This window comes from Donghicola mangrovi (assembly GCF_013377535.1).
Lineage (GTDB): Bacteria > Pseudomonadota > Alphaproteobacteria > Rhodobacterales > Rhodobacteraceae > Donghicola > Donghicola mangrovi.
The window spans coordinates 348,483-361,261 of sequence record NZ_JABCJE010000001.1; the positions used below are offsets into that span (position 1 = coordinate 348,483).

Consider the following 12,779-nt stretch of genomic DNA (forward strand, 5'->3'; position numbering starts at 1 on the left):
TCACCGAAAACAGGCCCAGATCACATCTTTGTCTCTAGTATATAACGCGCGTTTGGCACGTCGTTTGCTCCTTATGAAACGACACTGTTTTTTCGGAGCAGGCCAATATGGATATCGCAACTATCGTAGGCTTCTTGGGCGCGGTCGGCATGATCTTGGGCGCTATGATCTCGGCGGGCGGCGTTGGGCCGTTCATCGACGTCCCCTCGATCCTGATCGTTTTCGGGGGCGCCTTTTTTGCCGTTATGTACACAGCGCCCATGGGAGTCTTCCTGGGCAGCTTTGGCGCAATGGCCAAATCCTTCTTCCCGAAGGCCCCCAAGGTCGAGGAACTGATCGAGAAGATGGTCGAACTGTCGAACCTTGCGCGCAAGGACGGCATGATGGCGCTAGAGGGTCAGCCCGTCCCCGACAAGTTTTTCGAAAAGGGACTTCAGATGCTGGTGGACGGTGCCGACGAGCACAAGATGGCCAAGCAGCTGAACACCGAGATCACCGCCATGAAGGCCCGTCACGCCGGATTTCAGGGCGTGGTCAAAGCATGGATCGACATCGCCCCCGCGATGGGCATGATCGGCACGCTGGTGGGTCTGGTGCAGATGCTTGGTAACATGGCCGACCCCAAATCGATCGGCCCCGCGATGGCGGTGGCGCTGCTGACGACACTATACGGTGCGTTCGTGGCGAACGTGATGTTCGGCCCCATGCTGACCAAACTCGAAGGCTATACCGGTGACGAGATCGCCTATCGCGAGATGGTCATCGAAGGTCTGCGCAATATCGCCCGCGGTGAATCCGGCCGCAACGTTCAGGACCAGATGATCGCGAACCTCGCGCCCAAAGCGCAGGCCAAGTTCGCCGACGCGGCCTGATCCCTCTGACAGCATAGACACACGGACCCATGGCAAAGAAACCCATCCCCCTCCCCGTTCCGGTCGAAGAAGCCAAGTGCGAGGAATGCCCGAAGTGCCCCCCCGTGGGCGCTCCGGCATGGATGGCGACCTTTGCGGACATGGCGACGCTGCTGATGGCGTTCTTCGTTCTCATTCTGTCGTTCGCCGAATTCAACCAGCCCAAGTTCAAGATGATCGCAGGCAGTCTGAAGAACAGCTTTGGCGTCCAGAAACAGGTCCCTGTGATCGAACAGCCCAAAGGCACGACCGTCCTGAAGCTGGAGTTCAGCCCGTCGCCCGACATGTCGCTGATCGACCAGATCAAACAGGAAACCACCGACACCGAGAAAAAGCAGCTTGAGACCAAGCCCGACCAGACCGAAGGCGATGGCGCCGCCGGTCAGGGCAACGAACAGGCTGCGGCTCAGGAAAAGGCGATGGAAGAACTGGCCAACGCCCTGTCCGAGGCGCTGCAATCCGGCGCGATCGAGGCGAATGTGGAAAACGGTCAGGTCTCTTTGAACTTCAACCAGCAGGCGGATTCGTCCGAACAACTGGCCAAGCAGCTGAACGAAGCCGCCAATGCGGTCGAGCAAGCCGCAGCCCAGACCGGCGCCAGCCCAGATGACGTCAAGCTGGGTGGTCTGGCCGACGATCTGCGCCAGATGGCCGACATGGCCAGCGGCACCGGTCAGCAAGGCAACGATCAGGGCGAAGGCACCGGCGGGGCCGCCCAAGGCGACGCCGACCGCAAGGCCGCCATCGCCACCGCCGAGCTGCAAGTCGCCCTGCGCGAACAGATCGGCCAGGGTCTGGTCACCGTCGAGCAAGAAGAAGGCAAGGTCAAAGTCACCGTTGGTGCAGGCGGCGCGTTCCCCTCGGGCACGGCAGACCTGACCGAACAAGCGCGCGAAATCATGTCCCGTCTGGCCTTCGAGGCAATGGACGAGAACAGCAGCATCACCGTCACCGGCCACACCGACGACGTGCCCGTGGGCGCAGGCTCGGAATTCCGCGACAACCTTGGCCTTGCTTCGGCGCGTGCCTCGTCTGTGGTGCGGGAAATCGCGAACTCTGGCCTGATCGACGCGGCCCGTATGACCGCCGTCTCCAAAGGCGAGACCGACCCGATTGCCGACAACTCGACCCCCGAGGGCCGCGAAGAAAACCGCCGCATCGAAATCGAAATCTCGTACTAGGCCTAATGCTTTTGGCCACCGTGCCGTAAGTATGGTCAGGAGGGTGTGATATGACCACCGATATTCTTAGTAGTCTGAACACCAACGGCAGCGGGCTGAATATCACTCAGCTGGCGACGGACCTGTCCGGTGCCGAATACTCGCCCAAGAAATCCATCGTTCAGAGCCGCTCGGACAAGGCCGAGCTGTCGCTCACGGGCCTTGACCGGCTGCGCAGCCAGTTCGAGAACCTGAAAACGGCGGTTGGCAATGCGGGCACATCCTCGGCCACGACGATCAGCAGCGACAGTGCCGCAATCGTCCTGACCGGCGAGCAATCGGACAAGCTGATCACCGGCACCACCACCATCGAGGTCGAGCAAATGGCGACCCCGCAGGTGTTGGCCTTTGGCGGCTTCACCGGCCTGACCGAGGAGTTGCGCGCAGGCACCCTGCAAATCGAATTCGGAACGTGGGACGATAGTGTGCCGTCGGTCTTTACCGCCGATGCTACCCGTTCCATCGAGTCCCTGAACGTGACCGAGGGCATGACCCTGTCCGATCTGGCCGACCAGCTAACCGCCCTTGACGGGATGGCCGCGCAGGTGATCGACATCGGTGACGGCACATTCTCTTTGGGGCTTCTGGCCGATTACGGCCTCAAGAACGCGATCCGCATCACCGCGACCGACGATCCCGCGGCCACCACGGGGGCCTCTTTGTCGGCGCTCGACATGACCGATCAGGTCGAGGATGTGCAGATGCAGGCGGCCTCGAACGCCAAGCTCAAGGTCAACGGCATCTCGATCATCCGCCAATCGAACGAGGTAGATGACATCATCCCCGGTGTCAGCTTTAACATCGCCGGGTACACCAGCGTCCCCGCCACCGTGCAGATCGAGGTCAACTCGGACGCCGCGAAATCGGCGATGCAGGATCTGGTGGATGCGTTCAACACCTCGATCAACCTGATTGACGAATTGGGCAGCCGCGGTTTTGACGGATCGGCCAAGGGCGCGCTGGCGGGGGATACCTCGATCAGCAGCCTGAAGCGTGAAATGCAGTCGATGCTGAGCCAAGGCCTGACCGGTTTCAAAGACCGCCCGGTCTTTTTGGCGGATATCGGCGTGCGGACCGAACGGGACGGCAGCCTGACCCTGGATCAGGACGTTCTGGAAAAGGCCATGACCGATATGCCCGAGGTCTTTGAGGCGATCATGCGGGACGGCCTGAATACGAACACCCCCGGAGTGACCGTTTCAGGCACCCCCGCCACCACCGCGACCCCCGGCCGTTACACCGTGACCCGCGATCCGATCACCGGCGAGGCCTCGATCGGCGGGATCACCATGTCGAACCGTGGCACCGAAGATGGCGTGACCACCTATGCGATGCTGACCGGCCCCCTGAAGGGCATCACCATCGCCATGGAAAGCACCGTGGAAACGGCGACCATCGACTTTGGCCGCAGCTTTGTGTCGAACATGACCACCCAGATCGACGACTGGCTGTCGAACAACGGCACCCTCGCCCGCCGCGAGGACGTCTTTGCGAACATCGTTTCCGATGCCGCGCTGGAACTCGAAGACCTGAACACCGAGGCCGACGCCCGCAAAAGCTTCTATCTGGAGCGGTTCACCCAGATGGAGATCATCGTCTCGAAGCTGAACTCCACCGGCGAATATCTGACGAACCTGATCGACGCCTGGAACAACAGTAACAACTAAAACGACAAAGGCCGCCCGAGGGCGGCCTGATCGTTTCTACCGGACCACAGGTCAGTTCAGCATCGCGCCATCGCGGCTGATCGACAGCTTCTTCATCTTCTCGATCAAGGTGGTGCGCTGCAAACGCAGGGTCCGCGCCGCTTGGCTGACGCAGCCGCCATTCTTGCGCAAGGCGGCGTCGATCAGCATTTCTTCGATGTCCCGCAGGTAGCTGCGCATATCGACGCTTTGCTCGGTGTCCATGATGGTGCGCACGGCGTCCATGCTGACCTCGGGGATCACACCGGTTTCGGGGCGGACGGGTTCGGCGGTGATGCTGGCCATGCCTTGGGTGGGCAGCAGCACGTTTTCGACAGCCTCGGCGGTGACAACGCGGCCCGCGTACAGAACGGCGGCACGTTCGAACATGTTGCGCAATTCGCGCACGTTGCCCGGCCAGTTGTGGTTGGCCAGTGCCCGCAGCGCCCCTTGGTTAAAGTGCGGAGGCATCGCGTCGGGGTTCCGATCCTGCGCGCGGCGGATCATGGCATCAAGGATCAGCGGAATGTCATCCGTGCGCTGCACCAGAGCGGGCACGCTGACGGGGAACACGTTGATCCGGAAATAAAGGTCGGCGCGGAAACGGCCACATTCGGCATCGGTCGCCAAGGCGCGGTGGGTCGCCGTCACCAGACGGAAATCAACCTCGATCTCGCCGCGGCCACCGACACGCTGGATGCGGCGGGTTTCCAGAACACGCAGCAGTTTGGCTTGCAGCGCCAAGGGCATGTCCCCGATTTCGTCCAGAAACAGCGTTCCGCCTTGGGCCTGCTCGATCCGCCCAATCCGGCGCTGGTCAGCACCGGTAAAGGCACCCTTTTCATGGCCAAAGAGTTCGGATTCCAGCAGGTCCGCAGGAATGGCGGCGCAGTTCACGGCCACCAGCTCGCCTGCGCGGCCCGACGCCTTGTGAAGAGCTTCACAGACAAGTTCCTTGCCCACGCCGGTTTCGCCCTGCACCATCACAGGGGCTTCGGTGGGTGCCACGACGGACAAAACCTGCTTGAGCTGCAGCATGGGGGCGGAGCGGCCGATCAGGATACGATCCAGTACAGAGATATTCTTGGCGTCTACTTCACTTACAGCGGCTTGCCAGTACTGGGTCATTTTCTCGTGCCTCGGTAACAATTCCTACTTACACGCTAAATTTACCGACTCGTTCCGGTGGGCTGATAGCCGCACAATGGTTTTTTTAGATCGCCGAAGGGGTAGGTTCGGAAATCAATGGGCCGTTAGATATCCACAGACCTGACCTGAGGGGCTAGTTCGCTACCCCGAAAGCAGCCTTAAGAGACGCCAGCCGCGTGGCCGCATCTTCGACGCCCGAAGCCGGCGCGCTGAAATCATAGGCTTTGGGGGGAATCGCTTTGTGGCCAGATTGTGGCATCGTCGGCAAATTTCCCTTTGGAAGCTGCATTTTGCCGACATAACCCAACAAATCGCCAGATCGCACCAGAACCCTCGGAGCCGCCGATTCTGGCGGCGCGGCAGAGGCGACCATGATTTCGGCTGCGGGCAGTCCCTCTTTGGTGAAGGCCTCATAGGACTTTTCCACACGGGCAAGGTATTTGGTGCCCAAGGCATCGGTCGAGGAATGGTAACGTTTGACCGCCTCTTCCCAGCTGCCATGACGGTCCTTGAGGCTGGTCAGGAACTGCGCGGCATAGGCCGCATTGGATACCGGATCGAACATATCCTCGATCGAGGAAAACGCCTGACCGTGCCAGCGATAGTTAAGCTGCATACACCCGACATCAATGCTGGTCAGGCCCTGCGCGATGGCATCGCGAAAGGCGGCGATCGCCTCTTCCCGCGATTCATAGTAATAACCCTTGCCCTTGATGTTCAGCGTCCACGGCCACGCGCCAAAGCCGCGACCGCGGCGGGTGTGGCCGGTTTCGGTGCGGGTGATGGCGGCCAGCAGATAGGTCGGGATGCCCGCAGCCTTTTCGGCCTGCAGGGCCTGCGCCTCGCAACTGGGGACGCGGGCGGCCCACACAGGCATCGCCCCGAATACCGCCAACAGGGCGGTCAGGACGATGCTGCGTGCCATGAGGATAAGGGAACATCTGCTCATGCCATCTGCAATGCAAACGGCGGGCCAGCCCCGTTACCGGATGTAGTCGAACAGCGATTTCTGGCTGATTTTCACAAAGCTGGATTGGGACGCATCGCGCGTGGTCAGCAAGGACTGCATCTTGGTGATCGCCTCGGCGATATCCAGATCCTGAAGGCCGCTGATCGCCTCGTCCATGATCACGCGGCGGTCGGTGACCAGCGCCTGATAGCGGTCCACCGACTGGCCTTGCGAACCCACAATCGCCCGCATGTTCGCGATATGCGAAGAGGTCGAGGTGATGTCGTCGATCATGCCGGTCTGGGTGCGGCCGGGGGCCACCATGCGAACCGTTTCGTCATCGCGCTTGACCACGGCCAGATCGCCCGACACTTCGGGGCTGACGCGCAGGCCGGACAGGTTCACACCAGACGGGCCGGACAGCACCAGACCTTTGCCATCCTCGCTAAAGGCGGCGGTCACACCGGTTTGCGAACTGACTTCATTGATCGCGGCGATGGCGGGGCCGGGCTGGCCGTTCACCAGCTCGGCGGAGACAGTCACGGCGGCGTCCCCCTCGCCAAAGGTAAAGGACCAGTCGGATTTGCCCTTGGTCGCCTGCAGGTGCATCTCGACATCGCCTTCGGTCGAGACTTTGTCATAGAGGGTCTCGTTGGATTTGAGCGCGTGGATGAAATCATCGACGATGGTGAACAGGCTGCGCACCTCGCCAGAGCGTGTGGGCACGGACATGAAGGTCTGGTTCCCGTCCACGCCGGTTGCCACGCTGGCGCTTTCTGAAACGCGCAGGGTGTGTTTGCCTCCGTCGCCGGTGTACTGAACGCCCGCATCGCTATCCACAAACGGATCGCTGCGCCCCTTGAAGCCGCCAAATAGCGGGCGCCCCGTATCGTCGCGCAGGTTCGCCTGCGAGATCAGCGCCTCGCGGTATTCGCTGGCCTCGAGCACCAGAGCGACCCGCTCGTCGGGGGTTACGTTGGCGTCCGCCGCGCGAACCGACATGGTGCGCAGGTATTGCAGGATGTCGATGGTGTCGCCCAAGGTGTCATCGGTCAGCGACAGGCGCTTTTCGGCGATGATCAGGTTGCCTTCGAAACGGTCCAGCATGTCCTTCTGCTCTTTGGCGACGGACAGGCGCTGCGCCCGCACCGGATCGGCCGACGACCGCGGGTCTTTGGTCCCGCGGGCCACGTCCTCTTGCAGGCTGGAGATCTGGGTATCCAGACGGTTGAACGCCCGTGAATTCAGTACCTGAAACAGTGATGTGCCCAGTGTCATGTTATCCTCACAGTGCGTTGATCAGGGTGTCGAACAGGGCTCGGGCCACCGAGATGATCTGCGCGTTCGCCTGATAGGCCTGTTGTTGCGAAATCAGGTTCGCGGCCTCTGTATCCAGATCAACGGCACTAACCTTGGCTTCTGCAGCCAGAGCGCTTTCTAACAGCGAATTTGCCGTCGATTTTCTGTTCTCGGCGCCAGAAACCTTGCCGCCGACATCGGTGACCATCTCGTTGAAGATGGCGGTAAAGCCACCCAGCCCGCTGTCCAGGTTCCGCATTTGCAGGTCAGCCAGCTTTTCGACCGTGCGGGCGTCGGCATAGTCGGGCTGCGCCGGATTTATCTGGAAGCTGTCGCCGGTGATATACCCCGCCGAGAACGTGACGCTGTAATGCCCGATCTGCGCGTTGCCGTTTTCGTCCAGCGCACGGCGGGCGATCTCGTCGCCGGTTTCGGTGTCGTACAGACCCACCAGCCCGTTATCCGCATCCAGAATACGCACCTCGACCGAGCGGTCGGCCTCTTCGAGAATGCGGGGGGTGACGTCGGCGGTCAGCTTGGTCGCGCCGTTCGATCCCATGGCCACGATGAACTGCTCGTTCGGCAGGCCACTCAGGGTCAGGCGGCGGCCCGAGGCCTGCATTTCCCCGGTGATGTCCAGAATTCGGTTATCGGCCGAGCGCACCTCGAGCGAGCCATCGTCGGTCACCAATAGGCTGGTGTCCGAGGTCTGGAAGCCCAGCAGCCCTGCGCCTGCCTGCGGGGGGAAGTCGATCTCGCCCGAGCCGGCGGGCGGCGTGATGGTGATCTTCTGTGTCGCGGCGTCATAGCTGACCGTCCCCGGAAAGCCGACCGAACTGGCCGAGATCGACCCGTTGCCCGCGTTGTTCGCCCGCAGCACATAGGCCGTGCCGCCAAGGGTAAAGTTCACCGCATGGGGTCCCAGCGGCAGGGTGTCAATGTTGATCTCGCCGCCGGTGGTCTGCTTGGTGATCAGGTTGGTCGCCCCCATGCCAAAGGCCGCCGCGTTGCCCGGGCTGGACGAAACCGCCAGCATCGCGCCATCGAACGCGCCATCGGTGGTCTCGACCACCAGCTTGTTCGAGGCATCGAAATAGGCGGTCACCATGCCCTTTTCGGGGCCGGTCACCACGGGTTCGCCATCGGTCATGGTGATCGCATAGGTCTGGTCCCCCAGATCCACACGCATCATGGTGCCGTTCGCGGGAATGTTGGCCACGGCCTCGCCCGTCATCCGGCTCGAGGGGGACTGCGCCCGCAGCGCCGACGCCATGCCATAGGCCGCGTCCACATCATCAACCGCGCCAAACTCGGCGGGGTCGAAAGTGGCGCTCAGGGTGCCGACGGTGGGGTCCTCAATGTTCAGGGTATAGAAGGCCGAGCCCGCGGTCTGCGTCAGGCCGTCATCGGACGGACCATCCAGCGCCGCGTCATAGGCAAAGCGGAACACCTGAGTCGCGCCTGCATCCTGAATCTCGCGGGTCGCACGGCCCCCGTTAAAGGGGTCAGCCTCGGCCCCGATGGACAGGGCCCCTTCGGACACGCTGAAGTCATCCTGCGCGGCGACCGAAACGGTGCCGACCGCGCGCAAGGTATCCAGCCCCGACGCGCCCAAAGACGTGGTACCAAGGCCGAAGGAATTCCCGAACTCGTCCACCTTGTCCACGACCATCGAGCCGCCGGTGCTGTGGGTAAAGACCGAGATGTTGATGTCTGCGCCGGTGTCGCTGGTCAGTATCAGACGGCCTGCCGACGGATCAATCGACGCCGAAATCCCGGTCGAGGGACTGGCAAGGTTGATCGCCTGCGCCAGCTCGGTCACATCGCCGCCATAGACATCCGCGTCGATCTGGAACGGCGAGACGTTGTCGCCCTGCAGCTTGAACCGGACTTTGCCGTCATCGGGGAAGGCCAGCGAAATATCGGTGCGCGCGGTGACGGTGCCGTCGACCTCGGTGCGCATCAGGTCGGCCATCTGCTGGGCACTGGACCCTTCGGGCACGTTGATCAACCCACCGCCCAAGGCAGTCACGTCCAGCGTCACCGCAGGAGTGATCGCCGCCGTGTCATAGGTGGCCCACGCTTGCAGACCCACGGTTTCGCGCAGGGTCGCCACATAGTTCCCCGTCGCGCTGGACTGGGTCATGGTGATGCCGCGATAGCCGTCGGGGTTGTTCAGGTCGGCCATGCGATAGGTCGCGCCGGGCTGGAACCCGTTGGCCTCGATGATAAAGGCTTCAGCCTCGGCGGGGTCCAAGGGGGCACCGGCAATCTGCAGACCGTCACGGGTGAACACCGCGATATCGGCAGCCAGTTCGGGGTCGGCCAGAATGGTGGCGCTCGAGGTGCCAGCCCCGTTGGTCATGGTGGCGGTCACGCTGGTGCTGGCTCCGGCAACCTCGAGCATCAGCTCGGAGCCCGAAATCATGACCCGCCCGCCAAGGCTGCTGAGCCGCTCGCCGTTGGCATCCAGAATGGTGCCATCATTGATCTGAGCGACAAAATCCGCCTGCGTCTGGAAGGTGTCGGGGATGAACTCGTGCAGGGTTCCGTCGATCGTCACCTTCAGCGCACCGATGTCGCTGCCGTCCACGGCAAACGACAGGCTGGCCTGACGGTCCATCGACGCCAGCGTAAAGGTCTCGGTCCCCGAGGGGATCACGCCCACCACGCCCGCCGACAGGAATTCGGTGGCGGTCAGGGCAGAGCTGCCGGTCAGGGCGGACATCTGCCCAACGGTGGTAATCTCTTCGTCCGAGCGGGCCACGACGATCTTGGCGTTGCCCAGATTGCCGCCCGCAGGCGTCACGGTCGAGGCCGAGGCACTGGCGATGCGCTCGGGCTTCGAGATCAGGAACGCCAGATCAGAGGCGTTGCCCTCGCGGCGGGTCAGGTCGATGCGGTCACCGTTAAAGGGCTTGCCCGCCAGACTGATCACCATGCCCGGCAGCGTGATCTGCGTATCCCCCGAGGCGATTTCCGCGCCATCGGGGTCGTATACCTTCCACAGACCGGCCAGACTGTCGCGCACCAGATCCAAGGGGCCTTCGGGCATAACGGTGGGGTCGGTCACGGTAACCTCGGCCACGCCGGTCCCGCGGTTGATCTGAGAGGACTGAACCTTCCAGCCTTGCAGGGCGAACAGGTCGCCGCCGGGCAGACCGTCCAGATCGACGCCCTCGTTGTGGATCGCGTTCATCTGGGCCGCGATGGTCTGCGCCCAGTCGTTCAGGTCATTCAGCGCCGAGCGAATGACACCCACAGCCGTCGACAACCCATAGAGCGAGCCGCCAGACACCGTGCGGGACTGGGCCTCTTCGGTGGGGTCCTGCGGGATGATCCGCACACGGTCCGCATTCACCTGCTGTAGCTGAGAAACGTTGTCTTCTTCGATCAGAACCAAGCCGCCGGGGTTCTTGCCCCAAGTAACGGTCATCAGGTTGTGGTCGTCGAACTCGACGTTGATGTCGTTGATCTTGGCCAGATCGACCAGCAGCTTGTCGCGGCGGTCGAACAAGGGGTTCAGCGCGCCGGTGTCCTGAGTCACGGCGACCTTCTGCTGGATTTCCCCCAGCTCTTTCAGGATCAGGTTGGCCTGATCGATCTGCAGGGCGCCGTCCTCGGTGGTGACGGCGATCATGTTCTCCATGTCGGCGGCCAGCGATTTGACCCCTTCGACAAAGGAATTCGCGCCGTCGATCATGATGGTCCGCAGACCCACGTCCACCGGATCCCCCGCAACCGAGGCGATGCCGTCAAAAAAGTTGTCCATCATCTCCAGCACGCCGCCGGGCTGCGGGGTCAGCCGCGCCTCAAGCAGGTTCAGGGGCGGCAGGGCAGCCTCCTGCACCTCGACTGCGCCAGAGGCCGTGCGGACCCGTTCAGCCAGAATGCCGTCGAACGCGCGCTTGATCTCGGACACGGTGACACCCTGCGACTGGGTGCCCGCGTGGATAGGACTCATTTTGCCGCCGCCGATTTCCTCGGTGACGGCAATGCGGCGGTGATAGCCCTCGGTGTCGGCGTTCGCGATGTTTTCCGACGTGACTTGCAGTTTGGCCTGGGCCGCGCGGATGCCGCTGCGACCGATGTCCAGAATGCCGCTCATGATTTATCGCCTCCGGGGACGAACTGCGCGAATTGTTTGTAAAGAGCCGCCCCGATACCAAGGCCCGACCCGCCTGCCCCGATCTGGGACATTTTCTCGTCGAGCATGCTTTGCATCGTATCGACACCCGAGCCGCCCAGAAGGTCTTCGCCCAGTTTTGTCTCGCGGGCGGTTTTCATGACCTGCTGCAGGAACAGACCCTCGAAGGCCTGCGTGGCTTCCTTGAGCTGCTGGTGTTTGTAAGCCGAAGATGTTTTGCCTGTAGTCGAAGAGTACATGCGCAGATCGGCAGTTTTGCTCGCTTCTATCATGGCAGTCTCCTTAGATGATGATCAGTTCGGCGCGCAGGGCGCCTGCGGAATTCAAAGCCTCGAGGATCGCGACCAGATCGGCGGGGCTGGCGCCCACAGCGTTGATCGCATCCACAAGCGAGGACAGGGACACACCGGGGTCGAACAGGAACGCGCGGGCGGGGTCTTGTTGTACGTCGATCTGGCTGTTGGGGGTGACCACGGGGTTGCCACCGGGCACCACCACCTGAGCGCCATTCTGACCACCGTTGGCCACGACGGTCGCGCCCCCTTGATCGACGTTCAGTTTTTCATTCACGCGGACGGTCAGCGACCCGTGGGTCACGGCGGCGGGCGACACACGGACATCACCACTGATAACGACCGTGCCGGTGCGGCTGTTTACGATGATCTTGGCGGGGGCTTCGGCGGGCTCGACCTCGATGCTTTCGAGCATCCCCATAAAGGACACGCGCTGACCGGGATCGGCAGGGGCACGCACCCGCACCGAGGTGCCATCCAGAGGCAGCGCGACGCCGCCGCCGAACATGCCATTGATCGCTTCGGCCATGCGGTTCGAGGTACTGAAGTCGTTCCGGTGCAGGTTCAGGACAAAGTATTCGGATTCCAGGAACGGGGTTTCCACCAGCCGCTCGACGGTCGCGCCGCCGGGAATGCGGCCCACGGTGGGGATGTTGACCATCACCGACGATCCGTCGCCGGCCTCGACCCCCAGACCTCCGACCACAAGGTTGCCTTGGGCGATGGCGTAAACCTCGCCATCGGCGCCCATCAGCGGGGTCATGAGCAGGGTGCCGCCCTTCAGCGACTTGGCCTTGCCTGCGGTGGACACGGTGATGTCCATTTTCTGGCCCGGCTTCAGGAAAGGGGACATTTCCGCGGTCACCATCACGGCCGCCGCGTTTTTGGCATCCAGACCGCCCGCGTCCGTCTCTAGTCCGAGGCGCGAGATGATCGACTGCATCGACTGCTGGGTCAGCGTCGAGCCCCCGTCACCGGTGCCTGCCAGACCGACCACCAGACCATAGCCCACCAAAGGGTTCGAGCGCACACCGGCCACCGAGGCCAGATCCTTGATCCGGTCGGCCTTGGCCATCATGGGGGCCATCAGGCTGAGGATGATAATCAGGACTAGACGGCACATGGC

General features: G+C 62.4%; 9 protein-coding genes. 3 read left to right on the forward strand and 6 right to left on the reverse strand.

Annotation, left to right across the window (positions count from 1 at the left end; all coding sequences use genetic code 11):
* Positions 1-107: 107 nt before the first annotated feature.
* From HJ536_RS01860 to fliD, 3 genes are read left to right on the forward strand one after another with little or no spacing between them, the layout of a single operon-like run.
* Positions 108-872, forward strand: a complete 765-nt coding sequence (locus tag HJ536_RS01860) for a motility protein A (protein ID WP_177156465.1) — start codon at positions 108-110, stop codon at positions 870-872.
* Between the two features lie 29 nt (positions 873-901).
* Positions 902-2,092 (forward strand): flagellar motor protein MotB, encoded by a 1,191-nt coding sequence (locus HJ536_RS01865; RefSeq protein ID WP_176852712.1) that lies wholly within the window; start codon positions 902-904, stop codon positions 2,090-2,092.
* Positions 2,093-2,142: 50 nt separating this feature from the next.
* Positions 2,143-3,798 carry a flagellar filament capping protein FliD gene (fliD, locus tag HJ536_RS01870; RefSeq protein WP_177156466.1) on the forward strand — a complete coding sequence of 552 codons (1,656 nt, stop codon included), beginning with the start codon at positions 2,143-2,145 and terminating at the stop codon, positions 3,796-3,798.
* A 51-nt stretch (positions 3,799-3,849) separates the two neighbouring features.
* Here fliD and HJ536_RS01875 read toward each other — a convergent pair whose 3' ends face one another.
* The 6 genes from HJ536_RS01875 to HJ536_RS01900 all read right to left on the reverse strand — a co-directional run bounded on the left by HJ536_RS01875 (position 3,850) and on the right by HJ536_RS01900 (position 12,776).
* On the reverse strand, positions 3,850-4,944 hold the full coding sequence (locus HJ536_RS01875) for a sigma-54 interaction domain-containing protein (protein WP_177156467.1): 1,095 nt from the start codon (positions 4,942-4,944) through the stop codon (positions 3,850-3,852).
* A gap of 154 nt (positions 4,945-5,098) precedes the next feature.
* The gene (locus HJ536_RS01880; RefSeq protein ID WP_177156468.1) at positions 5,099-5,890 is read right to left on the reverse strand and encodes a transglycosylase SLT domain-containing protein; all 792 of its coding nucleotides are present in this window, start codon (positions 5,888-5,890) and stop codon (positions 5,099-5,101) included.
* A 57-nt stretch (positions 5,891-5,947) separates the two neighbouring features.
* Complete coding sequence (gene flgL, locus HJ536_RS01885; protein ID WP_176852708.1) at positions 5,948-7,192, reverse strand: flagellar hook-associated protein FlgL; 1,245 nt, start codon at positions 7,190-7,192, stop codon at positions 5,948-5,950.
* A 7-nt stretch (positions 7,193-7,199) separates the two neighbouring features.
* Positions 7,200-11,321, reverse strand: a complete 4,122-nt coding sequence (locus tag HJ536_RS01890) for a FlgK family flagellar hook-associated protein (RefSeq protein ID WP_177156469.1) — start codon at positions 11,319-11,321, stop codon at positions 7,200-7,202.
* Positions 11,318-11,632, reverse strand: a complete 315-nt coding sequence (locus tag HJ536_RS01895; RefSeq protein WP_176852706.1) for a rod-binding protein — start codon at positions 11,630-11,632, stop codon at positions 11,318-11,320. Before HJ536_RS01895 ends, HJ536_RS01890 begins: the two co-directional genes overlap by 4 nt.
* A 10-nt stretch (positions 11,633-11,642) precedes the next feature.
* Positions 11,643-12,776 carry a flagellar basal body P-ring protein FlgI gene (locus HJ536_RS01900; protein ID WP_177156470.1) on the reverse strand — a complete coding sequence of 378 codons (1,134 nt, stop codon included), beginning with the start codon at positions 12,774-12,776 and terminating at the stop codon, positions 11,643-11,645.
* Positions 12,777-12,779: the final 3 nt, after the last annotated feature.

Excerpts from the sequence above, each read along its gene's own strand:
- HJ536_RS01860 (WP_177156465.1), top strand. The coding sequence starts at position 108 with ATGGATATCGCAACTATCGTAGGCTTCTTGGGCGCGGTCGGCATGATC.
- HJ536_RS01865 (WP_176852712.1), top strand. The coding sequence starts at position 902 with ATGGCAAAGAAACCCATCCCCCTCCCCGTTCCGGTCGAAGAAGCCAAG.
- fliD (WP_177156466.1), top strand. The coding sequence starts at position 2,143 with ATGACCACCGATATTCTTAGTAGTCTGAACACCAACGGCAGCGGGCTG.
- HJ536_RS01875 (WP_177156467.1), bottom strand. The coding sequence starts at position 4,944 with ATGACCCAGTACTGGCAAGCCGCTGTAAGTGAAGTAGACGCCAAGAAT.
- HJ536_RS01880 (WP_177156468.1), bottom strand. The coding sequence starts at position 5,890 with ATGGCACGCAGCATCGTCCTGACCGCCCTGTTGGCGGTATTCGGGGCG.
- flgL (WP_176852708.1), bottom strand. The coding sequence starts at position 7,192 with ATGACACTGGGCACATCACTGTTTCAGGTACTGAATTCACGGGCGTTC.
- HJ536_RS01890 (WP_177156469.1), bottom strand. The coding sequence starts at position 11,321 with ATGAGCGGCATTCTGGACATCGGTCGCAGCGGCATCCGCGCGGCCCAG.
- HJ536_RS01895 (WP_176852706.1), bottom strand. The coding sequence starts at position 11,632 with ATGATAGAAGCGAGCAAAACTGCCGATCTGCGCATGTACTCTTCGACT.
- HJ536_RS01900 (WP_177156470.1), bottom strand. The coding sequence starts at position 12,776 with ATGTGCCGTCTAGTCCTGATTATCATCCTCAGCCTGATGGCCCCCATG.